The 21,946-nt window shown below is 63.0% G+C and carries 18 protein-coding genes; 10 read left to right on the top strand and 8 right to left on the bottom strand.

The window, feature by feature from the left end:
• Positions 1-128: 128 nt before the first annotated feature.
• Entirely contained in the window at positions 129-839 is a 711-nt protein-coding gene (locus AC3WOG_RS05020; protein ID WP_492576957.1) for a pirin family protein, read from the bottom strand.
• Positions 840-1,441: 602 nt separating this feature from the next.
• On the opposite strand from AC3WOG_RS05020, the gene AC3WOG_RS05015 reads away from it, so the two are divergent.
• The 5 genes from AC3WOG_RS05015 to AC3WOG_RS04995 all read left to right on the top strand — a co-directional run bounded on the left by AC3WOG_RS05015 (position 1,442) and on the right by AC3WOG_RS04995 (position 6,451).
• On the top strand, positions 1,442-2,218 hold the full coding sequence (locus AC3WOG_RS05015) for an ABC transporter substrate-binding protein (RefSeq protein ID WP_492576956.1): 777 nt from the start codon (positions 1,442-1,444) through the stop codon (positions 2,216-2,218).
• Between the two features lie 307 nt (positions 2,219-2,525).
• Positions 2,526-3,215, top strand: coding sequence for an ABC transporter permease (locus tag AC3WOG_RS05010; protein WP_492576955.1), 690 nt, complete (start codon positions 2,526-2,528; stop codon positions 3,213-3,215).
• Positions 3,212-3,925 carry an ABC transporter permease gene (locus AC3WOG_RS05005; protein ID WP_492576954.1) on the top strand — a complete coding sequence of 238 codons (714 nt, stop codon included), beginning with the start codon at positions 3,212-3,214 and terminating at the stop codon, positions 3,923-3,925. The genes AC3WOG_RS05010 and AC3WOG_RS05005 overlap by 4 nt, the downstream gene beginning before the upstream one ends.
• A gap of 45 nt (positions 3,926-3,970) precedes the next feature.
• The gene (locus AC3WOG_RS05000) at positions 3,971-4,750 is read left to right on the top strand and encodes an ABC transporter ATP-binding protein (RefSeq protein WP_492576953.1); all 780 of its coding nucleotides are present in this window, start codon (positions 3,971-3,973) and stop codon (positions 4,748-4,750) included.
• Between the two features lie 591 nt (positions 4,751-5,341).
• On the top strand, positions 5,342-6,451 hold the full coding sequence (locus AC3WOG_RS04995) for a porin (protein ID WP_492576952.1): 1,110 nt from the start codon (positions 5,342-5,344) through the stop codon (positions 6,449-6,451).
• A 241-nt stretch (positions 6,452-6,692) separates the two neighbouring features.
• Here AC3WOG_RS04995 and glnK read toward each other — a convergent pair whose 3' ends face one another.
• Both glnK and AC3WOG_RS04985 read right to left on the bottom strand, forming a co-directional pair.
• Positions 6,693-7,031 carry a P-II family nitrogen regulator gene (glnK, locus tag AC3WOG_RS04990; RefSeq protein WP_006048444.1) on the bottom strand — a complete coding sequence of 113 codons (339 nt, stop codon included), beginning with the start codon at positions 7,029-7,031 and terminating at the stop codon, positions 6,693-6,695.
• A 132-nt stretch (positions 7,032-7,163) separates the two neighbouring features.
• Complete coding sequence (locus tag AC3WOG_RS04985; RefSeq protein ID WP_492576951.1) at positions 7,164-8,852, bottom strand: NAD+ synthase; 1,689 nt, start codon at positions 8,850-8,852, stop codon at positions 7,164-7,166.
• Between the two features lie 131 nt (positions 8,853-8,983).
• Here AC3WOG_RS04985 and AC3WOG_RS04980 point away from each other — a divergent pair, with 131 nt between their 5' ends.
• Together AC3WOG_RS04980 and AC3WOG_RS04975 are read left to right on the top strand one after the other, a co-directional pair.
• Positions 8,984-10,153, top strand: coding sequence for a GNAT family N-acetyltransferase (locus AC3WOG_RS04980; protein WP_492576950.1), 1,170 nt, complete (start codon positions 8,984-8,986; stop codon positions 10,151-10,153).
• An 8-nt stretch (positions 10,154-10,161) separates the two neighbouring features.
• Positions 10,162-10,479, top strand: coding sequence for a GIY-YIG nuclease family protein (locus AC3WOG_RS04975; protein WP_492576949.1), 318 nt, complete (start codon positions 10,162-10,164; stop codon positions 10,477-10,479).
• A 69-nt stretch (positions 10,480-10,548) separates the two neighbouring features.
• On the opposite strand, the gene AC3WOG_RS04970 is transcribed toward AC3WOG_RS04975, so the two are convergent.
• Both AC3WOG_RS04970 and ppa read right to left on the bottom strand, forming a co-directional pair.
• Positions 10,549-12,642: an FUSC family protein gene (locus AC3WOG_RS04970; RefSeq protein WP_492576948.1), complete on the bottom strand. Its 2,094-nt coding sequence runs from the start codon at positions 12,640-12,642 to the stop codon at positions 10,549-10,551.
• Between the two features lie 288 nt (positions 12,643-12,930).
• On the bottom strand, positions 12,931-13,458 hold the full coding sequence (gene ppa, locus AC3WOG_RS04965) for an inorganic diphosphatase (protein ID WP_492576947.1): 528 nt from the start codon (positions 13,456-13,458) through the stop codon (positions 12,931-12,933).
• A gap of 251 nt (positions 13,459-13,709) precedes the next feature.
• Between ppa and AC3WOG_RS04960 the strand changes: the two genes are divergently transcribed.
• The 3 genes from AC3WOG_RS04960 (at position 13,710) to AC3WOG_RS04950 (ending at position 17,434) form a co-directional block, all read left to right on the top strand.
• Entirely contained in the window at positions 13,710-15,149 is a 1,440-nt protein-coding gene (locus AC3WOG_RS04960; protein ID WP_492576946.1) for an aldehyde dehydrogenase family protein, read from the top strand.
• Positions 15,150-15,213: 64 nt separating this feature from the next.
• Positions 15,214-15,972 carry an SDR family oxidoreductase gene (locus AC3WOG_RS04955; protein ID WP_492576945.1) on the top strand — a complete coding sequence of 253 codons (759 nt, stop codon included), beginning with the start codon at positions 15,214-15,216 and terminating at the stop codon, positions 15,970-15,972.
• 142 nt (positions 15,973-16,114) lie between these two features.
• Positions 16,115-17,434, top strand: coding sequence for an MFS transporter (locus tag AC3WOG_RS04950; protein ID WP_492576944.1), 1,320 nt, complete (start codon positions 16,115-16,117; stop codon positions 17,432-17,434).
• 155 nt (positions 17,435-17,589) lie between these two features.
• Here AC3WOG_RS04950 and AC3WOG_RS04945 read toward each other — a convergent pair whose 3' ends face one another.
• The 3 genes from AC3WOG_RS04945 to hemC are packed head-to-tail and all read right to left on the bottom strand — an operon-like array spanning position 17,590 to position 21,811.
• Positions 17,590-18,780 carry a heme biosynthesis protein HemY gene (locus tag AC3WOG_RS04945; RefSeq protein WP_492576943.1) on the bottom strand — a complete coding sequence of 397 codons (1,191 nt, stop codon included), beginning with the start codon at positions 18,778-18,780 and terminating at the stop codon, positions 17,590-17,592.
• A gap of 2 nt (positions 18,781-18,782) precedes the next feature.
• Positions 18,783-20,807: a fused uroporphyrinogen-III synthase HemD/membrane protein HemX gene (gene hemDX / locus AC3WOG_RS04940; protein ID WP_492576942.1), complete on the bottom strand. Its 2,025-nt coding sequence runs from the start codon at positions 20,805-20,807 to the stop codon at positions 18,783-18,785.
• Entirely contained in the window at positions 20,807-21,811 is a 1,005-nt protein-coding gene (gene hemC, locus AC3WOG_RS04935; protein WP_492576941.1) for a hydroxymethylbilane synthase, read from the bottom strand. The genes hemDX and hemC overlap by 1 nt, the downstream gene beginning before the upstream one ends.
• Between the last annotated feature and the right edge of the window lie 135 nt (positions 21,812-21,946).

Below are 21,946 nucleotides of genomic sequence, written 5' to 3'. Positions count from 1 at the left end.
ACGGAAAGTTTTCCGTGGCGTTTTCGTTTGAGCCCGCTGCGTGGATGCCGATGCGCTAGTTGCGTCCTCAACCATCGGTCATGAACGCTCAGCCGCTCGGCGGTTTATCCACTTAGCCGCTTAGCCGCTTAGCCGTTAAGCGGCCCCAGATCGAACAGCAGCACTTCGGCGTTATCGCCCTTGTCGAGGGTCACCTTGTCGGCCTCGACGAGCTTTGCTGCGTCGCCGGCATTGAGCGCTTCGCCGTTCACGCTCAGCGCGCCCCGCGCCACATGCACGTATGCAAGCCGCCCCTTCGGCAACGCCAACTCAGCCTGCTCCGCCCCATCGATCAGCGCCGCGTAGATCGATGCATCCGCGTGAATCGTCACAGAACCGTCGCGGCCGTCGGGCGAAGCGACCACGCGCAGACGGCCGCGCTTGCCGGCGTCGTCAAAGCGTTTTTCTTCGTAGCCGGGCTGGTCGCCCGCGCGTTGCGGGATCACCCAGATCTGCAACAGGTGCACCGGCTCGTTCGCCGACGCATTGAACTCGCTGTGCATCACGCCCGTGCCGGCGCTCATCCGCTGCACGTCGCCGTGACGGATCGTCGAGCCATTGCCCATGCTGTCGCGGTGCGCGAGCGCGCCGTCGAGCACGTATGTGACGATCTCCATGTCGCGATGGCCGTGCGTGCCGAAGCCCTGGCCGCCGGCGATGCGATCTTCATTGATGACCCGCAGCGGTCCGAAATGCACGTGTTGCGGGTCGCGGTAGTCGGCAAACGAGAAGCTGTGATACGAGTCGAGCCAGCCGTGGTTGGCATGGCCACGCTCGTCGGAACGGCGAATCTCGATCATGGGGTACTCCCGGTTGGTAAATAGCGATGGCCAGAATGTATGGGCGCGACGCGCGCTAAACAATCCGCGCGGACGCACCGGATCGTTTCATAAATCCATGCAATCGAGCGGTGGTGCCGCGCGCGGCCCGGCCAACTGGCTGCTGGCGTCCGGACAGCCGGCTTCCAGTCGGCCTGCCCTGGATGGCCGCCCCCCAGATACGGACGCCAGCCCATTTCCGGCAACGGCTGATCATAGCGGGCAAAAACGGACAAGGCGGCGGGCAACGGCGTCGCACATGCACAACGCATCCGCCCACCTACCCGCCGCTCCATGGGTTCCTCACTGGCGCGCGGCCCCTGTTCGGGTAAAATACCGCCCTTTTCGAGCCGACGTCGGCGCGCGGGCTTGCCGGCTGCCCCGGCATGCGGGGCTGCGACGGGGCAGCCGCGGGCATCAAGCACGCGCACATGTCCCTCAAGATGCACCGAACCGGCGCTAGCTCCGTGGCAGCATCCATAAGCGGCGCGACAATTTTGACCGCCTAGAATAGCGACGGCTGGCCACAAGCCGGCGATCGTCGAGATCGAACCACACGACGATCAGTTTGATCCAGGAGAAACATGAAGAAGTTCGCACTGTGCGTGGCGCTTGCCGTCGTGGTCACCGGCGCCATGGCGAAAGAATGGAAAACCGTGCGCATTGGGGTGGACGCCAGCTACCCGCCGTTCGAATCGAAGGCGGCCAGCGGGCAAGTAATCGGCTTCGACGTCGATCTGACCCGCGCGCTGTGCGCGAAGATGAACGTCAAGTGCGTGTGGGTCGAGCAGGATCTCGACAGCATCATCCCGGCGTTGAAGGCCAGGAAGTACGACGCGATCGTGTCGTCGCTGACCATCACGGACAAGCGCCGCGAACAGATCGACTTCTCCGACAAGCTGTTCGACGCCCCGGCCCGCATGATCGCCAAGGCAGGATCGCCGCTCTTGCCGACGGTTGAATCATTGAAGGGCAAACGCATCGGCGTCGAGCAGGGCTCGACTCAGGAAGCCTACGCAAAAGCATACTGGGAGCCCAAAGGCGTGACCGTGGTGCCCTACCAGAATCAGGATCAGGTGTACGCCGACCTCGCGTCAGGCCGCCTCGACGCCGCCCTGCAAGACGAAGTGCAAGCCGACGCCGGTTTCCTGAAGACGCCGCGCGGCAAGGGCTTCGCATGGGCCGGCCCGGAAGTGAAGGACCCGAAGACGATCGGTGAGGGCACGGCCATCGGTCTGCGCAAGGACGACGCCGAGCTGAAGGCAATGTTCAATCAGGCGCTGGCGCAAGTTCACCAGGACGGAACGTTCAGGAAGCTCGCCAAGCAGTACTTCGACTTCGACATCTATCCGGGGCACTGAGCCAGTCACCGAGCAGTCCCCCCTCAATACGAAGCAACACGCAGCACCCACGAAACTCGGGGCTCGCCCGCATGGGCTTTCCCCTGGCTTCGGAATACAGTCGAAAATAGATTCAAACGAGCTTCAAAACAGCTTCAAAACGAGAATCGAAACGCGCGCTGCAAGGCCGGCAACGGCCATGCAGTGATGATTTGCACAGCGGTGCGCTGTGCGCCGCAGGTAACCGCGGGCTCAGGCTCGCGGCAAACGCGGCGCATAGCTGGCCGCGTCTTTCGCGGTGCGTCCCACGCATCGTCAAGGACCCCATATGTTCCTTCAAGGCTACGGCCCGCTGCTTCTCAACGGCACCTGGCAAACCGTCAAACTGGCGGTGTTGTCGCTGGCGTTCGCTTTCGTACTGGGCCTGCTCGGCGCGGCGGCGAAACTGTCGAAGAACCGCGTTTCATATAGTGTCGGCACCGTCTACACGACACTGGTGCGCGGCGTGCCCGATCTGGTGTTGATGCTGCTGCTGTTCTATAGCATCCAGATCTGGCTGAACAACATGACCGACCTGTTCGGCTGGGACCAGATCGACATCGACCCGTTCGTGGCCGGCGTCGTGGTGCTCGGCTTCATCTACGGCGCGTACTTCACCGAGACCTTCCGCGGCGCCTTTCTCGCCGTGCCGCGCGGCCAGCTCGAAGCCGGCGCGGCGTACGGCATGACCGGCTGGCAGGTGTTCTCACGCGTGATGTTCCCGCAGATGATGCGCTTCGCGCTGCCCGGCATCGGCAATAACTGGCAGGTGATGGTGAAAGCCACGGCGCTGGTGTCGATCATCGGTCTCGCCGACGTCGTCAAGGCCTCGCAGGATGCCGGCAAAGGCACGCTGCGGTTCTTCTTCTTCACCCTGTTCGCAGGGGCGATCTATCTCGTCATCACCACAGTGTCGAACTTCGTGCTGATGTACCTCGAAAAGCGTTACTCGACCGGCGTGCGAAAGGCGGATCTATGATCGGGATCGTTCAGGAATATTGGCGCAACTATCTTTATACCGACGGCTACCGTTTCACCGGCCTCGCGATCACACTATGGCTGCTGGTGGTGTCGATCGGGCTCGGCTTCTGCCTGTCGATCCCGCTCGCGGTCGCGCGCGTCTCGAAGAAGAAATGGCTCGCCGGCCTGGTGTGGCTGTATACATATATATTTCGCGGCACACCGCTCTACGTACAATTGCTGCTCTGCTATACCGGCTTGTACAGCCTCGAAATCATCCGCAATCACGCGCTGACCAATGCGTTCTTCCGCGACGGCATGCATTGCACGCTGCTCGCGTTCACGCTGAACACCTGCGCGTACACCACCGAGATTTTCGCCGGTGCGATCAAGGCGACGCCGTACGGCGAGATCGAAGCGGCGCGCGCTTACGGCATGTCGTCGTTCACGCTGTACCGGCGGGTGATTCTGCCGTCGGCGCTGCGCCGCGCGCTGCCGTACTACAGCAACGAAGTGATCCTGATGCTGCACGCCACCACCGTCGCCTTCACCGCGACCGTGCCGGACATCCTCAAGATCGCCCGCGATGTGAACTCGGCCACGTATCAGTCGTTCAATGCGTTCGGCCTCGCCGCCCTGCTCTATCTGTTGATTTCTTTCGCGCTCGTGTGGCTATTCCGCCGCGCCGAGCGCCGCTGGCTCGCTTACCTGCGGCCGCAAGGCAAGTAACCCAGGGCATCTAGCCCCAAGCAAGTAAGCCCGCCAAGGATCCCGATGAACACCAGGAAGCAAAAGCTCTTCGTCGACGAGCTTCACAAACAGTACGGCGACAACGAAGTCCTCAAGGGCGTGTCGCTGAAGGCCAACGCCGGCGACGTGATCAGCGTGATCGGCTCGTCCGGTTCGGGCAAGAGCACGATGCTTCGCTGCATCAACTTCCTCGAGCAGCCGAACTCGGGACGCATCTTCGTCGACGGCGAAGAAGTGCGCACGCAGATCGGCAAGGCCGGCGCGCTGCGCGTGTCCGATCCGAAGCAGTTGCAGCGCGTACGCACCAAGCTGTCGATGGTGTTCCAGCACTTCAACTTGTGGACGCACATGAACGTGCTCGAGAACATCATCGAGGCGCCGATCAATGTGCTGGGCCTGAAGCGCAAGGAAGCCGAAGAACGCGCGCGTCAGTATCTGGAGAAAGTGGGCCTCGCTCCGCGTCTTGAGAAGCAGTACCCGTCGCATCTGTCGGGCGGCCAGCAACAACGCGTGGCGATTGCGCGAGCCCTGGCCATGCATCCGGATGTGATGCTATTCGACGAACCCACTTCCGCGCTCGATCCCGAACTGGTCGGCGAAGTGCTGAAGGTCATGCAGACGCTCGCCGAAGAAGGCCGCACGATGATCGTCGTCACACACGAGATGGCGTTCGCACGCAACGTGTCGAATCACGTGATGTTCCTGCATCAAGGCCGCGTCGAGGAAGAAGGCCATCCCGACGAAGTGTTCAGGAACACGAAGAGCGAACGGCTCAAACAGTTCCTCTCCGGAAGCCTCAAATAGAGACGTTGTACGGCCCGCTATTTGGGCTGTAGTCGAAGTAGCATTACAAGGCGCTTACAAGCGCCTTTTTTGTTTCGCTCACCTGTGCATTCCGGCCTTTTGCGCCGCGAAAATGCCTGCCTGTACGCTCGAATTCCCGCCTTCTCCGCCTTACTCCGCTGCATTTAAAGCGTCAATAGTGGCAATCCTTAACGTGGTTCGCTCCGAACCGTGATTCCCTTGTTGCACAAGGGTTTCCGGTCTTTTTGGGTACCTCGCAAGAGTTCATGGCGCACATTCGTATTGCAATTTGGAGACACCTGCCAGGACAGGTACTAATTTCTTCTCCCAGCCAAGTGTATTTTTGATAAATTAGTAACCAAAGTAGCAAAACAAAGTTCATTAAAAGTAGTTTTACTTCAAAACACAGAGGAGAACCGGTCGGCGAGGGATCGGCATGACGCTCAGAATAGCCACCAAGGCTACCCGTCACGGCAGGAGACCCAATCCACCCGCTAATCTCCCTGGTACCGATTTCTGTTCGGCGCTGCTTGCGTCCGAACACCATTCGCAGTACTGGGTTTTACTTTTTGACAGGGTATGGAGGAGAAGATGAAGAAAGCTTTGCTCGCCGCGGCGCTGATGACAGCCGGTGTAGTTGCGCACGCCCAAAGCAGCGTAACGCTGTATGGCCGCCTTGACGCTGGCCTCGAATACATCAGTGGCCTTCCGAACAACAGCTATACCGGTTCCACGTCGCGCTTCCGTGCGGAAAGCGGTGACTGGGGCACGAGCCTGTGGGGCATGAAGGGCGTCGAAGACATCGGCGGCGGCAATAAGGTCCTGTTCCAGTTGGAAGGCTCGTTCAACACCATGAACGGTCAAGGTCCTGGCGGCGGCGGTCTCTTCAATCGCTGGGCAACGGTCGGTATGTCGAACGACGCGTACGGTACGCTGACGTTGGGCCGCATGCTCTTCATCTCGAACGGCGTGTGGGACTTCGACCCGTTCGGTCAGTCGAACTGGTCGTCGGCATCGCTGGTGCGTGGCCGCAACTGGCCGCAATCGAGCAACAACATTGCGTATCAGTCGCCGAAGTTCTACGGCTTTGACGTGTATGGTCAGTACGCACTGTCGAATGCAACGAACTGGAACGGTAACGGCACGACGCCGCAAGGACGCGAAGCCGGTCTGCAGCTCACGTACACCTCGTCGCTGTTCCAGGTGCGCGGCTTGTACGACGAAATCCGCAATAACGCAAACGGTCAATTCACTGACCCGTTCACGTTCTCGCGTGAATACACGGCCGCGGCCAACGTGTTCCTCGGCCAGTTCAAGATCCAGGCCGCGTACCAGGCGATCCGTACGTCGGGTGCAGCCAGCGCAGCGGGCCAGGCTCCGACTTCGCTCGATCACGAATGGGGTGGTGTGACATGGCAAGCCACGCCGGCTGCCGCACTGATCGCAGCGGTCTATCACGTGAACGCGAACAAGGGCGCGGGTAACGCAACGATCTACACGATCGGCGGCTCGTACAACCTGTCCAAGCGCACGCTGCTGGACATCCAGGTCGCAACCGCGCGCAACAGCAAGACGGCTAACTTCGGTCTGGACGCCAACGCCGAAGGTCCTGGCGGGCAAACCCCGGCTGGCTACAACGAAAACCCGCTGCATGGCCACAGCCAGACCGGCGTGTACGCAGGTATTCAACACTCGTTCTAAGCGAACGGCGCCCCCAAGGGGACTTCCTTCGGGGCGTAGTCACACGATCTTCAAGGGAATCTTTTTCACGCTGCTGCGAGAGGCGCGTATCGGTGCGATGTCCGAAAGGGTATCGCACCGTTTTTTATTTCTGCGCGCGGTTTTGCTACTGCCCCGGCGCACCAGCGCGGTGCGTGCGGTTCACGCGTTGCACTGCCGGCGGCGCTTTATACCGGTGTTTTAATGCTTGAGGCCGAGCCGCTCAAACCGCCGCTTCGTTTTCCTCACCCGTGCGAATACGGATCACGCGCTCGACGTCCGCGACGAAAATCTTGCCGTCGCCGATCTTGCCGGTGCGCGCCGCGCCGATGATCGCGTCGATCACCTGGTCGCACTGATTGTCCGCGACCACCACTTCGATCTTCACCTTCGGCAGAAAGTCGACCACATACTCTGCACCACGATAGAGCTCGGTGTGACCTTTTTGCCGGCCAAAGCCTTTGACTTCGGTAACAGTCAGCCCCGTCAGGCCGACTTCAGCGAGCGCCTCGCGCACTTCGTCGAGTTTGAACGGTTTGATGACTGCAGTGATGCGCTTCATGGCGAACCTCGTCTCGTGATTGGAAGTTTGAAAGGGAAATGGATGGTTTTATTCTACGCCGCGCCGGATGCGTTGCGGCAATCCGGCGCGCTTATAGACATTCATCGGCGTTCGCTCTAACTCCCGGCCTGCTCACTCGACCGGTTCGGTATAGCCCGAGGTAATCGGATAACGCCAGTCGCGGCCGAACGCGCGGTGCGTGACGCGAATGCCGATGGGCGCCTGCCGACGCTTGTACTCGTTGATCTTGATGAGGCGCGTGACGCGTTTCACGTCGTCGACCGCATAGCCCGCTGCGATGATTTCGGCGAGCGAACGGTCCTCTTCCATGTACATGCGCATGATCGCGTCGAGTACTTCGTACGGCGGCAAGCTGTCCTGATCGGTCTGATTCTCGCGCAGCTCGGCCGACGGCGCGCGCGTCAGAATCCGCTCGGGAATCACGTTCTGCTTGCCGAACGTGGTCGCCTGGTTGCGGTAGTGACACAGCTTGTAGACCAGCGTCTTGGCGATGTCCTTGATCACCGCGAAACCGCCTGCCATGTCGCCGTACAGCGTGCAGTAGCCGACCGCCATTTCGCTCTTGTTGCCGGTGGTCAGCACGATCGAACCGAACTTGTTCGACAGCGCCATCAGCAAGGTGCCGCGGATGCGGGCCTGGATGTTTTCTTCAGTGGCGTCTTCGGCGCGACCCGCGAATTCGCCGGCAAGCGAGCTGCGGAACGCGTCGAACATCGGTGCAATCGCGATCTCGTCGTAACGCACGCCGACGCGGCGGGCCATCTCGGCGGCGTCGGTCGTGGAGATGTCGGCGGTGTAGCGCGACGGCATCATCACCGCGCGCACCCGGTCGGCGCCGAGCGCATCGCAGGCGACGGCCAGCACCAGCGCCGAATCCACGCCACCCGACAGGCCGATCAGCGCGCCCGGGAAACCGTTCTTGTTGATGTAGTCGCGCACGCCCATTACGAGCGCGGCGTAGACCTGCGCTTCGAGCGACAGCTCCGGCGCGATCGTTGCCGGCAGCGGCTTGCCACCGTCGAACTCGACGATCGCGTGGCCTTCCTCGAACTGCGCCATTTTCGCGACCAGTGCGCCTTCGCCGTCGAGCACGAACGAGCCGCCGTCGAACACCAGCTCGTCCTGCGCGCCGACCATGTTCACATAGACCATGGCCAGGCCGGTCTCGCGGATCCGCGCGCGCAGAATATCGACGCGCACCGCTTCCTTGTTCAGATGGTATGGCGAGCCGTTCGGAATCAGCAGCACTTGCGCGCCCGCCGACTTCGCCATTTGCGCAGCCGACGCGTGCCATACGTCTTCGCAGATCACCACGCCGTACTTCACGCCTTCCAGTTCGAACACGAACGGCTTCGGGTCGGATGCGAAGTAGCGCTTCTCGTCGAACACTTCGGTATTCGGCAAATCCTGCTTGCGATAGGTGCCGACCACCTCCCCGTCGACAATCAACGACGCCGCGTTGAACGTATCGACCGGCGGCACGCCGCGCTCGATCGGCGCGTTTGCATTACCATGGCCGTGCGCCGCGTCACGCAGCGGATGGCCGACGATCACATGCAGACCGGCGAACGGCTTGAGCTGCGCGGCGAGATCGGCCAGCGCCGCCGCACTCGCGGTGTAGAACGCGGGACGCAGCAGCAGGTCTTCGGGCGGATAGCCGGAGAGCGCGAGTTCCGGTGCGATCAGCAGCTTCGCACCATCGTTGTGCGCGGCGCGCGCAGCAGCGACAATCTTCGCGGCATTGCCGGCGAAATCGCCGACGGTGACATTGATTTGAGCAAGAGCGATTCGGGTCTTCATGGCAGGATCGACAGGCAAGCCACGCGGCTTGCGAGTACCGCGGCTGGATAGCTCGACGGAACGGACAATCGGATAAACAAACGACGCACCGCTCACCGCGCCGCGTCGCTCATTGGGAACAGTCACACAGATTGAACCAGCAACGCTTTGATTATCGCACGGGCATTCTGGCGTCGCCCTCCGAGGTGGACGCCGCTGAATGGAACGCCCTGCTTGCGCAGCAGTCGCAGCCCACGCCCTTTCTGCGGCACGAGTTTTTGAGCGCGCTCTCCGCGACCCAATGCGCGGTCGCCGGCACCGGCTGGGCGCCGCAATTCGTCACGCTGACCGATCCGCGCTCAGGCAAGCTCGCGGCGGCCGCGCCCGTCTATCTGAAAGGGCATTCGTACGGCGAGTACGTGTTCGATTGGGCCTGGGCCGACGCGTACAAGCGTAATGGCTTGCCGTATTACCCGAAGCTGCTATGCGCGGTGCCGTTCACGCCGGTGCAAGGCAACCGGCTGTTGTCGGCGGATACGCATGCCCTTAGACATCTGGCGGCAACGCTGATGGCGTTCGCCGAGCAAGCCGACGTGTCGTCGCTGCACGTCCTGTTTCCGACCGAAACGGAGGCGAACGCGCTGACCGACATGGGCATGATGCAGCGCGAAGGCGTGCAATTCCATTGGCTGAACGACGGCTATCGCGACTTCGACGATTTTCTGTCGACGCTCGAACAGAAGAAGCGCAAGAACATTCGCGCCGAGCGCCGCAAGGTGCGCGAGGCCGGCGTGACGATGCGCAGAATCCGCGGCGAAGACATCCAGGACGCCGACTGGCGTTTCTTCAGCAAGTGCTATCGGCAAACCTACCGCGAGCACTTTTCGAGTCCGTATCTGAACCTCGATTTCTTCCGCATGATCGGCGCGTCGATGCCGGAAAACCTGCTGCTGGTGCTCGCCGAATACGAAGGCAAGCCGATCGCCAGTTCGCTCGTGGTCTACCAGCGCGACGCGCAAACCGGCGGCACGCTGTACGGCCGCTACTGGGGCGCGCTCGAACACGTGCCCTGCCTGCATTTCGAAACCGCGTACTACCAGCCGCTCGAATTCTGCATCGAGGAAAAGCTCGGCGCGTTCGAAGGTGGCGCACAAGGCGAGCACAAGATGGCGCGCGGTTTTCTGCCGACTGTGACGCGCTCGGCGCATTGGCTCGCGCATACGGCCTTCGCCGATGCGGTCGGACACTTCCTCGACAACGAGAAGAACAGCATCCACGCGTATGTGGACGAGCTGCGTGAACATAATCCGTTCAAAGGCTGAAGCACACGATGGCGTGGTATCTGTATCTGCTCGAATGCTCGGACGGCAGTGTCTACACCGGCATCGCCACCGACGTGCAGGCGCGCTTCGACAAACACGTGAGCGGCGCGGGCGCGCGCTATACGCGTTCGCGCAAGCCGGTGCAGGTGTTGGCGTCGTTCGAGTTGGCGGACCGCTCGAACGCGTCGCGCGCCGAGTATTGGGTCAAGCGCTTGTCGCCGGCCGAAAAGCGGGCGCTGGCCGCGGGGTTGCGCACGCTTGAGTCGGTGCTGCCCTTGCCCGCGTTTGAAGAAGCGGCGGCGGAAGACGAAGCCGGCGCTTCATAGTGCATAGCGGATAGCGGAGCGCTCACGTGGCGAACGCCGCCTGCGTGGCTCGATGCTCATCTGCGCCGACTAACTCCTCGCCTCGCGCATCCGCTCAGTCAGCAGCCGATGCATAAGGGCGAGTTCCCCCACAGCATCAGCCTCAAGCGACGACAGTTTGTCTCGCGCAGGAAGGTCACGCTGTATCGGTCGTAACGTTCGATTCAGTGCAGCCTCTATGTCGGCGCTCGCGGCAGCGAACCAGGCGCCGAGTTCATCGTGCATGCGGCGCCGGTTCGTGCTCAAGCGCAGCTGTGTCGCGGTGCCCGCCATCTTTCGTAACAGACTTAGCACCGTCAAGGTAACCGTGTCGGCCATCGAGTCCTCCAGTTTTTCAAGGCGAATGCGACCGATTGCCTCCTCGGCGTTGTTGCTGCTCAAGCCCGCGGCTCTTCGCAACTGTTCCATTTCCTTTTCACTGCGGCCAGGGTACGCCAGCGCGGCCTTGAGGTACTCAAGATTGGCCCGTACCGCCGCGGCCAGAAACACCCGATGATTCACCTTCTCCCGGGTTGGCCAGAGATAGAACGTCGCGAGGAGCGCCAATACGCAGCCGAGCACGTTGTTGCCGAGTCGCGTGAGCGCATAGGCGAATTCGTTGGCGCCAGGCGTCGCAAAGTCAGCAACAAGCACGAAGGTGGGCGTCAGGAACAGAACAAAGAGGCTGTAGCTGACGGGGCGCAGCGCCATCGTTGCCACCACCAGCGGAAAGACCGCGAGTGAAATACCGAGGGGCGAATGGATTGCATAGCCAATGCCAGCCGCCAGTACGCCGCCGACGATGCTTCCTGCGGCGCGCTCGATACTCCTCGGCCACGTCGCGGCGATGGACGGTTGCAGTATCAGCAGCGTCGCCATGGTTGCCCAGTAGCCAAATGGAAGCCCAAGCGCCCGGATGACCAGAAATCCCGCCGTCGTCGTGGCGCCCACGCGAGCAGCGTGGCGCAAGCCGACAGACTGACTCGACAGGTTCGCCTTGAGCGTCGAGCACACCTGAATCAACAGTCTGGCGGCGCTGTCTGACCAGCCCTCGGTCCGCGCATACGCCGGCGCGAAATCGACGAGCTCGAAGTCGGACTTCAACTGCACGGGCTCCGTCAGCGCGGATTCGAGTCGCCGGGCGAGGCGCTGCAATCGCTGTTGCAGGTCGGCCAGACGTTTCCATTGCCCGTCGTCGGCGGCCAGGCCGATTCTGCGAAGGACGTCTCCCGTCCCCGCCAGCAGCCGAGCCGCGCGGCTCAAGCGCCGTACCTCGTTCGGGGCCTTCTCACAGGCGCCCGAGACAGCGATCAGATAAGCAAACAGCGATTCGCCTTCAGTCAGCAAGGCGAAGAGATTGTCGTAGGTTTCCCCGCCACCGGTTCTTGATACCGGCACGTTCGCGAGAGCCCTGCGCGAGCGCTCCAACGCTGCTCGGGCATCCGCGCGAAATTTCGCGGCATGGGTTGCCCACTCCCCGGGGGCCGCGCGCTGCTTGAGCAGGCGAGCGCTGTCGAATGCGATGTCCGCCAGACGCAGATACACGGCACGCAACGAGGACCGGCTCGTGCCGAACGGATGAATGCGCCAGACGGTCAGGCTCAGGACGACTGCAAACAGGCATCCAGCCAGGTAGATACCAAGAAACGTCATGCCTTCCCGAAGGGCGTGCATCGGCCGGTCGACCATGACAACGCATGCTGTCGCCGCGAGAATCGTCACCTGCGATGTGGCGGCGCCCCATATCCGGCCAAAGGCGCCGAGCGTCGTGAACGCGAGAATTGCGATCGTCGCAAACACAGTGCCCGCACCGGAGGCGAATGCGGTCACGCCGCCGCACACGGTCGACAGAAGCGCAAAGCCCATCATCGAAGCAAATCGGGCCCGGTTGGAGCCTGCCGCGTCGGCGAGACAGGTCCAGAAAGCGCCGATCGCCGCCCACGCGAAGGTCGGATCTTGCAGCACGTTGCCAACCACCAGCATGGCCGTGGACGCGCAGGCGGCTCTCAACCCTTCCGATAGATTGGCGTCGCTCGTCGAAAATGAAACCATCCACACCGGTCGTTTGCGGTAGATAGCGGTGACGATCGCGTATAGCCGGCTCGACCAGCGTGGCGACGACGGGTTGGACTTGCGATTCAGCATCCGGACGGTGTGCTCCCAAAAACGCGCATTGGCGCTGCATCAGCGCATTCATAGGCCGACGGCAGGAAACCTGCTGCAGGCGGCGAATGATAAGGGTTTACACCTAGATATAAAAATGCCTTCGGTTCATCCAGGCAATGCACTTTGTCTATGTGCCGAATTGGGCCAGGCGCACGGGCCAGGCAGGCATCGGCAGATGCACATATCGAACGCTACGCGAGATCCATGAAAAAACCGCGCGGCCCTTGCAGGCTCGCGCGGTTTATTTACCAACCGGAGTAACGCAGCTTACTTCTTGTAGTTCGCCACGCCTTCGGTGATTTCCTTGTGCGCGGCTTCGATGCCCGCCCAGCCCTCGACCTTCACCCACTTGCCCTTTTCGAGCGCCTTGTATTGCTCGAAGAAGTGCTTGATCTGGTCTTTCAGGTACGCCGGAACGTCGTCGATCGACTTCAGGTCTGCCGTCATCGGGCAGATCTTGTCGTGCGCGACAGCGATCAGCTTTGCGTCCACGCCCGATTCGTCGGTCATTTGCAGCATGCCGAGCGCGCGCGCGCGCACCACCGAGCCGGCCAGCAGAGGGAACGGCGTGATCACCAGCACGTCGACCGGGTCGCCGTCGCCCGACAGCGTTTGCGGAATGAAGCCGTAGTTGGCCGGATAGCGCATGCCGGTGCTGATGAAACGGTCGACGACGAGCAGGCCCAAATCCTTGTCGGCTTCGTACTTCACCGGATCGCTTTGCGCCGGGATTTCGATGATGACGTTGAAATCTTGCGGAAGGTCTTTGCCTGCGGGGACGTGATTGAAGCTCATGAGCGCTCTCTGATCAGGATGGAATTCGGAACACGGCGCGCGGCGTGGGCCGCGTGTATGTTCAACAGACGTGAAACCTGCCGAACAACGCGCAGCGGCCGGACAGTGCGGAATACGCCATTATAGCCAATCGTCCGATGGCACCCGATGCTGTATCGGCGCGATAATCGTCGGACGTCTCTCGATTGTGCCTCTCGTTTGTGAACATCAGGTATCTGAACCTCAGATACGTGACACCTCAAGGAGCATGCGTGGAAGAAGCCAAACACTTCATCGGCGGCGAATGGATCGCCGCGTCAGGCGGCGAGACGATTGCCGTGCTCGATCCCTCGGACGGCCAGCCGTTCACCCAGCTTGCGCGCGGCACCGCGGCGGATATCGACGCCGCCGTCCACGCTGCCCGCCGCGCATTTGAAGGCGCATGGGGCCAGGCCAGCGCCGCCGAACGCGGCCGCGTGCTGTACCGGCTGTCGATGCTGGTCGCCGCCCGCCAGGAAGAACTGGCGCAGCTCGAAGCCCGCGACACCGGCAAGCCGCTCAAACAGGCGCGCGCCGATTCGGCCGCCCTCGCCCGCTACTTCGAGTTCTACGCGGGCGCCGCGGACAAACTGCACGGCGAAACGCTGCCTTATCAAGCCGGCTACACGGTGCTGACGATCCGCGAGCCGCACGGCGTGACCGGCCATATCGTGCCGTGGAATTACCCGATGCAGATTGTCGGCCGCAGCGTCGGCGCGGCGCTCGCCACCGGCAATGCGTGCGTCGTGAAACCGGCCGAGGACGCGTGCCTGTCGGTATTGCGCGTCGCCGAACTGGCCGCCGAGGCGGGTTTGCCGCCGGGCGCGCTCAATATCGTCACGGGCTACGGCCATGAAGCGGGTGCGGCGCTCGCGCGCCACCCCGGCATCGATCACATCTCGTTCACCGGTTCGCCGGAAACCGGCAAGCTCGTCACGCAGATGGCCGCCGAGAATCACGTGCCGGTCACGTTGGAGCTGGGCGGCAAGTCGCCGCAAATCGTTTTCGCCGATGCGGATCTCGACGCGGCGCTCCCCGTGCTGGTGTCGGCGATCGTGCAAAACGCCGGGCAAACCTGCTCGGCGGGCAGCCGCGTGCTGATCGACCGGGCAATCTATGAACCGTTGCTCGACCGGCTAAGCGGCGCCTTCCACGCGTTGCGGGTCGGGCCGTCGCACGCCGATCTCGACTGCGGGCCGCTGATCAACGCGAAACAGCAGCAACGCGTGTGGGATTTCCTTTCCGACGCACAACACGACGGCATCCCGATGGCGGCGCACGGCGAGGTAATCCCTGAAGCGCCGGAAAGCGGCTTCTATCAGGCGCCCACGCTGCTGCGCGACGTGCCCGCCACCCACCGCCTCGCGCGCGACGAAGTGTTCGGCCCGGTGCTCGCCGCCATGTCCTTCGCCGACGAAGACGAAGCACTCGCGCTCGCCAACGGCACGCAGTACGGACTGGTCGCCGGCATCTGGACGCGTGACGGCGCGCGGCAAATGCGCCTCGCGCGGCGCTTGCGCTCGGGCCAGGTGTTCATCAACAACTACGGCGCGGGCGGCGGTGTCGAATTGCCGTTCGGCGGCGTCAAGCATTCGGGCCACGGCCGCGAAAAGGGTTTCGAAGCGCTGTACGGCTTCACGGTGCTGAAAACCATCGCCATTCGTCACGGTTAGGCACGGTTAGGCATTTCGCATCACGCGCAACGCATCACCATCCACAACAAACAACGGAGACATCATGCGGTTGACAGGTAAAACAGCCATCGTCACGGGTGGCGGCTCGGGTTTCGGCGAAGGTATCGCGAAGACCTATGCACGCGAAGGCGCGAACGTGGTGGTCAACGATCTGAACGGCGCGGCGGCGGAGCGCGTGGCAAGCGAAATCGCGCTGGCCGGCGGCAAGGCGATCGCGGTGGCGGGCAACGTCGCGCGGCGCGAAGACTGGCAGCAACTGCGCGAGGCCGCGCTCGAAGACTTCGGCAGCGTGCAGATTGTCGTCAACAATGCCGGCACCACGCATCGCAACAAGCCGGTGATGGACGTCACCGAAGCCGAGTTCGACCGCGTCTACGCGGTGAACGTCAAGAGCATCTACTGGAGCGTGCAGGAATTCGTGCCGTATTTTCGCCAGCAAGGCGGTGGCACCTTCATCAATATCGCGTCGACAGCAGGCGTGCGGCCGCGGCCAGGTCTCGTCTGGTACAACGGCAGCAAGGGCGCGGTAATCATCGCGAGCAAATCGCTGGCCGTCGAACTGGGTCCGGACCGTATTCGGGTGAACTGCGTGAATCCGGTGATTGGCGAGACGGCGCTGCTGTCGGAATTCATGGGTGTCGAAGACACGCCCGAGAATCGCAAGCGCTTCCTGGCCGGCATTCCGCTCGGGCGCTTCTCCACGCCGCAGGACGTCGCCAACGCGGCGCTCTATCTGGCCTCGGACGAGGCGGAGTTCATCACGGGCGTGTGCCTCGAAGTCGACGGCGGGCGCTGCGTGTAGCGGCCGCGCATCAGGGCCGCCATGCGCGGCCTGCTTCGAAGTCAGTGTTTTCCCCCGGTATCGAATCACCGTGCAGACAAGCCGGCGCGGATAGAATCGATTGACGGCGGTACTTCAGTTCCATAAGAAAAGAGGAGACACCATGGCGAGTCCCACCAATCCGCTCCACCACCCCGGCGCGGGTGCGCCGCCTTCCACGTTCGAAGAGGCGACCTACCGCAAGGTCAACTGGCGGCTCGTGCCGCTCCTGATGCTCTGCTATGTGGTCGCGTATCTCGACCGCGTCAACGTCGGCTTCGCGAAGCTGCAAATGAGCACCGATCTGAATCTCAGCGACGCGGTGTACGGCTTCGGCGCGGGGATTTTCTTCCTCGGCTATTTCATCTTCGAGATTCCGAGCAACGTCATCCTGCACAAGGTCGGCGCACGCGTGTGGATCGCGCGGATCATGGTGTCGTGGGGCGTGATCTCGATGCTGACCATGTTCATCACCACGCCGACCATGTTCTACGTGATGCGCTTTCTGCTCGGTCTGGCCGAAGCGGGTTTCTTCCCCGGCATCATTCTCTATCTCACCTACTGGTATCCGTCACACCGGCGCGGTCGCATGACCACCTTGTTCATGACGGCGATCGCGCTGTCCGGCGTGATCGGCGGGCCGGTGTCCGGCTACATCCTGAAGAGCTTCAACGGTGTGAACGGCTGGCACGGCTGGCAGTGGCTGTTCCTGCTCGAAGGGATTCCTTCGGTGCTCGTCGGCATCATGGTCTTCCTGCTGCTGGACGACCGCATCTCGAAGGCGAAATGGCTCACCGCCGAAGAACAGCAATTGCTCGAACGCCACGTCTCAGCCGAAGAAGCCACCAAGCACGACATGCCGATCCGCCAGGTGCTGACAAGCGCTCGCGTGCTGATGCTGAGCCTCACCTACTTCTCGTTCGTGATGGGCCTGTATGGCGTGAGCTTCTGGCTGCCGACCATCATCAAGGCGACCGGCGTCACCGACGCGTTCATGATCGGCCTGTTGTCCGCGATTCCATTCGCGGCGGCCGTGGTTGCGATGGTGTTCGTATCGCGCAGCGCGGACCGTACACGTGAGCGTCGCTGGCATATCGCGTTGCCGGCGTTTGCAGGTGCGATCGGGCTGATCCTGTCGGTCGTGTGGACCCACAACACGGTGCTCGCCATGGCCTCGCTCACGCTAGCGACAATGGGCATCATGACCACCCTGCCGCTGTTCTGGAGTCTGCCGACGGCGATCCTCGCCGGCACGGGCGCGGCGGCCGGCATCGCGATGATCAACTCGATCGGCAACCTCGCCGGCTTCCTGAGTCCGTATGCGGTCGGCTGGCTCAAGCAGGTGACCGCCGCGAACGATTCCGGCATGTATATGCTGGCGGCGTTCCTGATCCTCGGCGGTTTGCTGGCGATCAGCGTGCCCGCGAAGCTGGTCAATAAGTAACGCGTTTTATGACGTAGAGCAGGCAGCGCCGTCCAACGTCCTACGTCACGCTGCACACAGCAACGAAAAAGCCCCCGGCATCTAACGACGCCAGGGGCTTTTTCATTTCCGTCTACTTCCGCGCCGTTTCGAGCACACGGCGCGGCGAGCGAACCTCAAACGATATTCATCGCCAATGCACTCTCGCGATAATGCTGGCTCGCCTTATCCGCATCGCCGAGTTGCTCGTGCAAACGCGCCAGCGCGCGATGCGAACGAATCTTCAAGGTCTCGTTGTCGGCCAGTTTCAGCGCAAGCTCCAGGAAAGATTGCGCCTTGCCCCACAACTGTTGATGCAGGCACAAGCGGCCCAAAGCGAACAGCAGATCCGCATCTTCCGGACGCTCCTTCTGCCACCCCTCGGCCTTCTGGATCAGCGGCAATGCGTCGCCTGCGGCGGTGTCCGGATAACGGCGCAGCAAACGCGCGTCCCAGTTCTGCGCCAACGCTTCTTCGACGATCTTGCGCGCTTCCTGCGGCCGGTTCAGCGACACCAGCAGTTCCGCGGCCGTATCGGCAAGACGCGGCGAATGACGCTCGGTGGGCGACAGCGAATGCCACAACTCCAGCAACGCATCGGCGTTATGACGCCGGTCGCGCAGCAGGTTTTCCGCCGCGAGCTGGCGCAAACGCACCGCCACCGCCGGGTGGATCGCCTCGCGCTTTTCCAGCGTCTTGACGAGCTTGAGCACTTCGCTCCAGTTCTTCAATTGCTGTTGCGCGCGCAACATGATCTGCTGCGCGTGAATCCGCCGTGCGCCCTGCGACTGCATTTCGGTCAGCGCGGTGAGCGCGCCGTCCGCGTCGCGGCCGTCGGCGCGCATGTCGGCGGTTGCCATCAGGCGCGCGTCCTGCCAGTCGGCTCCGTCGATTTGCGCGAGCCATTCGTCGCGCCGCGCATATTCATGCATGCGATGCGCCGCGGTAGCCGCGATCAAACCGGCCGCGCCCTTGTTGTCGCCATTCGTGAGCGCATCTTTCGCGGCTTTTTCAGCGCGCGAAAAACGGCCGGCGTACAGGTTGCCGATCGCGTCACGCAACGCGGCGTGCGCCTTCGCGACACGCGAGCGCGCACGGTATGCGGCCACGCGCTGCGGCATGCGCCAGATATTGCGCACGATACGCAGCAGCGCATAGAGCAGGATGAACAGCACCACCAGCCCGACCACGAACAGATTCAGCGAGATGTCGACGCGGTACGGCGGATAGATCAGCAGCACCTGCCCCATGTCGAAGCGCCCGACCACCGCCAGCGCCACGGCGATGGCGAACAGCAAGGCGAGCCATAGAAGTCCCCGGATTGCCATGATTAACCTCGGCTCCGGTATTGGTTGACGGCTTGCAGGCTCGTGTTCAGATTCGGCAGCTCGACCGCCGCCGAGCCCGCATCCACCTGCTTGACCAGATCGATCACCGTCTGCGTTTTCTTCGACGCGGTGTCGAAGTAGCGCTTAAGCGCGGCGTCCGCCGCGTGCAGGTCGGACTTCAGCGTGGTCTGGTTGCGCGACAGCAGCGCAAGCCGCGCCGACAGCAGGCGCATCTTCAGATTCTCGCGCACGAAGTAGCCTTGATCCGGCGTGACGAGCATCGCGTCGGCGTTGTCGATGCGGCGCACTTGCACGAGGCTGGTCAACTGCTGGCCGATGCCGGTCGTGACTTCGCGCCACCACACTTTCCAGCGCGGCTCGCCGGTGGCCGCCGCCACCTTCGCCGTGTCGGCCCACGTCGCGGCTTGCGGCGTAGCATGGGCGATCGGCGCTTCGCCCGCGAGCGGCAAGCTGTCGACCTGGTCGATCGCGTTGTCGAGCTTGATGGCGAGGCCGGTCAGATCGGTGGACGGCGCCGCCTTCAGCTTGTCGATGTCTTGCGCGATGGCCTTGCGCACGGCCACCACCTGCGCGCTGTCCGATGCGGCGAGGCGCGTATCCGCGCTTTGCAGCGCGAACAGCGCGAGTTGCGTATTGCCGGTGAGCTGCAACTGCTGGCTCGCGGCCGAGAGCATCTGACCGACTTCGGCGAGCGTCCAGTCGTCGCGATTGCGCGCGAGATCGGCGTATTGCTGCTGCAAGGCCTGCTGCGCGCTTTGCGCGTCGGCGAGCTTGCCTTCGAGCTGCGCGACCTGCGAATCGGACTGGTGAACCGTGGCCAGCGCCTGCTCGGTCTTGATGCGCAGTTCGTTGGTCTGCGTGTCGTTGGCTTGCTGGCGTTGCGCGAGCTGCTGCCCGGTGCGCTCCACCTTGCGATTGAGCGCATAACCGCCCACGCCCGCCGCGCAGGCGATGATCACGACGACAAACCACAGCAGCGGTCCGCTCGCGCTGCGGCGCTTTTTTTGCGCTTCGTAGGGCGTGAAGGGTTGATTCGGCGGCAACGCAGTGGTCGCGGCCGGCTGGGGTGAAGCGTTCGTGGATGCGTTCGTTTCAGTCATGCGTGATTTAGCCGGTGAATGAGCCGGGTTGGACGGTACCGGTTGAACAACGGTCGGGACGGCGGCAAGCAATGCGCGGGCAATGCGATCATCGCCCGCGCCGGACACCGTAATGCTATCAAAACCCAATGCCCGCGCGGTCTGCGCGATGCGCGGATGCGGCGTGACGAGTGTGGCGTGTTTCAGCTCAGCGATCTCGTCGGCGGTGAGATGTTCTTGCGCGAGTTCGTGCAGATTGCGCACGCCTTCGGAACTGGTGAGGAGCCAGGCATGCGATTCGCCCGCGAGCAGCGCGTGCACCCGCGCCCAGGCACCGATCGACGGTTCCGGCACGAGGCGGCGATACGCCGCTACCGTTTCGACTTCGGCACCCGCTTCGCGCAGGCGCTCGGCCAGCCATTCGCGGCCGCCGTCGCCGCGCACGATCAGCACGCGTTTGCCTTCGAGCGTCGCCGCGCCGAGCGCCGTGTCGATGGCGGCAAAGAGGCCTTCGGAATCGAAACGCGCCGTATCGTCGTCGGCCACGGACGGCGGACTGATGACGTTGTACGCCGGCGCCATGACGCCGTGGCGCACCAGCGCCTGCACGCTGCCGGGGCCGACTACGCCGATCGGCAGTGCATGCGGCCAGATCGCATTGCTGTGGGCAAACGCGTGATCGATGGCGTTCGGCGACACGAACACCACCAGCGCATAGCGTTCCAAAGACGCCAGCGCCGCACGCAGCGGCGCGTCGTCCGCGACGGGCGCGATGTCGATCAGCGGAAATTCGAGCGTGGCGATGCCGGCCGCCGCGAGCAATGCATTCAGCTCACTCGACTGACCGGCCGGTCGCGTAATCACGACCGTGAACGCCGCCTTGCCGGCGGAGGAAGATGCTGTGTTGCCTGGGATATCGGCCGCCATCACTCGCCGGTCACCGCGCTGTCCCCCGAACCTGCCGCGGGGCCGCTGGCCGTGCTGAGCGCACGAACGATCTCCATCGCACCTTGCTGTTCGAGCGCGCTCGCCACTTCCTGGCCAAGCGCGACAGCACGCTCGACGCTCGGCGCGGGCGCCGACGCCTGCGCGCTCAACACGCGCTGGCCATCGGGCGTGGCGACGATGCCGCGCAGATGCAGCGCGCCGTCATGCCAGCTTGCATAGGCCGCGAGCGGCACTTCGCAACTGCCGCCGAGCGCGCGCGACACCATCCGCTCCGCTTCGACGGCTGCGGCCGTGGGTTCATGATGCAGCGGCGCGAGCCATGCCGCGAGGTCGGCGCGATCGGCGCGAATCTCGATGCCGAGCGCGCCCTGACCGGCCGCCGGCAAGCTGTCCTCCGGATCGAGCAGCGCGCGGATGCGCCCGGCAAGACCCAGACGCTTCAGACCGGCAGCCGCCAGGATGATCGCCGCGTAGTCGCCGCGGTCGAGTTTCGACAGACGGGTATCCAGATTGCCGCGCAGCGGCTGCACCACGAGGTGCGGGTAACGCATGCGCAGCATCGCTTCGCGGCGCAGGCTGGAGGTGCCGACCACGGCGCCGGCCGGCAGCGCGGCAAGCGACTCGTACTCATTAGACACCAGCGCATCGCGTGGATCTTCGCGCTCCATGATGGTGGACAGCGCGAAGCCGGCGGGCAATTCCATCGGCACATCTTTGAGCGAATGCACGGCCAGATCGGCGCGGCCGTCGGCCAGCGCGCTCTCCAGTTCCTTGACGAACAGGCCCTTACCACCGACCTTCGACAAAGTGCGATCGAGAATTTGATCGCCGCGTGTTGTCATCCCGAGGATTTTTACGTCACAAGATGGATATAATTTGTGCAGCGCACATCGCACATGCTCCGCCTGCCACATGGCAAGGCGGCTTTCTCGCGACGCAATCACAAGCGTGTGGGGTGGCGCAGATAACGTCTCGGTGTTCATTGCTTGCTGATCGAATGACGGGATGTAATAACAATCAATGTTAGCACGCGCCCCTGTGTCCTCCGACACGCCGGAGCGCCGTGCTGGCGCGGTATCGATGGAAGAGACGGGCTCCGCGCGGCGCGCACCTGCCCC

This window comes from Paraburkholderia sp. FW306-02-B (genome assembly GCF_058782725.1).
Note: the sequence above shows the minus strand (reverse complement) of the source record. Positions and strands in the feature narration are given on the sequence as shown.

Coding starts and splice junctions, on each gene's coding strand:
- AC3WOG_RS05020 (WP_492576957.1), bottom strand. CDS start 839: ATGATCGAGATTCGCCGTTCCGACGAGCGTGGCCATGCCAACCACGGC.
- AC3WOG_RS05015 (WP_492576956.1), top strand. CDS start 1,442: ATGAAGAAGTTCGCACTGTGCGTGGCGCTTGCCGTCGTGGTCACCGGC.
- AC3WOG_RS05010 (WP_492576955.1), top strand. CDS start 2,526: ATGTTCCTTCAAGGCTACGGCCCGCTGCTTCTCAACGGCACCTGGCAA.
- AC3WOG_RS05005 (WP_492576954.1), top strand. CDS start 3,212: ATGATCGGGATCGTTCAGGAATATTGGCGCAACTATCTTTATACCGAC.
- AC3WOG_RS05000 (WP_492576953.1), top strand. CDS start 3,971: ATGAACACCAGGAAGCAAAAGCTCTTCGTCGACGAGCTTCACAAACAG.
- AC3WOG_RS04995 (WP_492576952.1), top strand. CDS start 5,342: ATGAAGAAAGCTTTGCTCGCCGCGGCGCTGATGACAGCCGGTGTAGTT.
- glnK (WP_006048444.1), bottom strand. CDS start 7,031: ATGAAGCGCATCACTGCAGTCATCAAACCGTTCAAACTCGACGAAGTG.
- AC3WOG_RS04985 (WP_492576951.1), bottom strand. CDS start 8,852: ATGAAGACCCGAATCGCTCTTGCTCAAATCAATGTCACCGTCGGCGAT.
- AC3WOG_RS04975 (WP_492576949.1), top strand. CDS start 10,162: ATGGCGTGGTATCTGTATCTGCTCGAATGCTCGGACGGCAGTGTCTAC.
- AC3WOG_RS04970 (WP_492576948.1), bottom strand. CDS start 12,642: ATGCTGAATCGCAAGTCCAACCCGTCGTCGCCACGCTGGTCGAGCCGG.
- ppa (WP_492576947.1), bottom strand. CDS start 13,458: ATGAGCTTCAATCACGTCCCCGCAGGCAAAGACCTTCCGCAAGATTTC.
- AC3WOG_RS04955 (WP_492576945.1), top strand. CDS start 15,214: ATGCGGTTGACAGGTAAAACAGCCATCGTCACGGGTGGCGGCTCGGGT.
- AC3WOG_RS04950 (WP_492576944.1), top strand. CDS start 16,115: ATGGCGAGTCCCACCAATCCGCTCCACCACCCCGGCGCGGGTGCGCCG.
- AC3WOG_RS04945 (WP_492576943.1), bottom strand. CDS start 18,780: ATGGCAATCCGGGGACTTCTATGGCTCGCCTTGCTGTTCGCCATCGCC.
- hemDX (WP_492576942.1), bottom strand. CDS start 20,807: ATGGCGGCCGATATCCCAGGCAACACAGCATCTTCCTCCGCCGGCAAG.
- hemC (WP_492576941.1), bottom strand. CDS start 21,811: ATGAACACCGAGACGTTATCTGCGCCACCCCACACGCTTGTGATTGCG.